The organism is Streptococcus sp. ELY_137 (assembly GCF_058314515.1).
In genome coordinates this window covers 1-721 of record NZ_JBZFUL010000035.1, presented here as the reverse complement: position 1 = coordinate 721, position 721 = coordinate 1, and the positions used below count along the sequence as shown (strand labels likewise).

Below are 721 nucleotides of genomic sequence, written 5' to 3'. Positions count from 1 at the left end.
TGTTGAATAGCTGAAAACATAGAAGCGGCTGTTCGATCGGGTATTTTGAAAGCTAGATAAAACCGAGACTTGCGCTCTACAAAGGTAGCTAAACACCCCTTGCTCTTTCCACGAGAAGAGACGACCGTATCTAATTCCCAATGACCAACAGTCCCTCTATTTTTGATTTCTTTAGGCCGTTTAGAGATCGGGGTTCCGATTCTAAATTCACCTCGTGTTTCCTTAGGTTGGCGACTCTTTCCCTTGCGTCTTAAAACCGTTAAGTCACAGGAAATTATTCCTTTGTACAGCCAGTTGTAGATCGTTTTGAAAGAAGCCATGGGCTGACATTTGAGCTGACAGCGACCTGAAATTTGTTCGGGTGACCAAGAAGCCTTCAGCTTACTTTCAATTTGTCGCTTGAGCTCTGGTGTACAAATAGATTTTCTCCCTTTGCGTTTAGCACGAAAATCATAGTGCTTTTGAGCTATGGAAGCTGAGTAGTTTCCCTGACACCTCTTCAATTCCCTAGAAATGGTAGACTTATTGACGCCTAATTTTGAAGCAATATGGCTGGGCTTCAGTCCTAATTCTAAGTAAGCCTCTATCTTAATACGTTCAGTTATGGTAATATGGTGGTAGCTCATAGATTCCTCTCGTGTACTGTTTAGTGTGGTTACTTATAGTTTACACGATTGAGGCTCTATGAGTTTTTTTGTTGCACTTTATTTTACAATCTATC

The 721-nt window shown here is 41.2% G+C and carries 1 protein-coding gene; it reads right to left on the bottom strand.

All coding sequences use genetic code 11. The features are described 5' to 3' along the window. The coding region (locus AC4HAO_RS11305) for an IS30 family transposase (protein ID WP_491135402.1) at positions 1-626 on the bottom strand (626 nt) is incomplete at its 3' end. Positions 627-721: the final 95 nt, after the last annotated feature.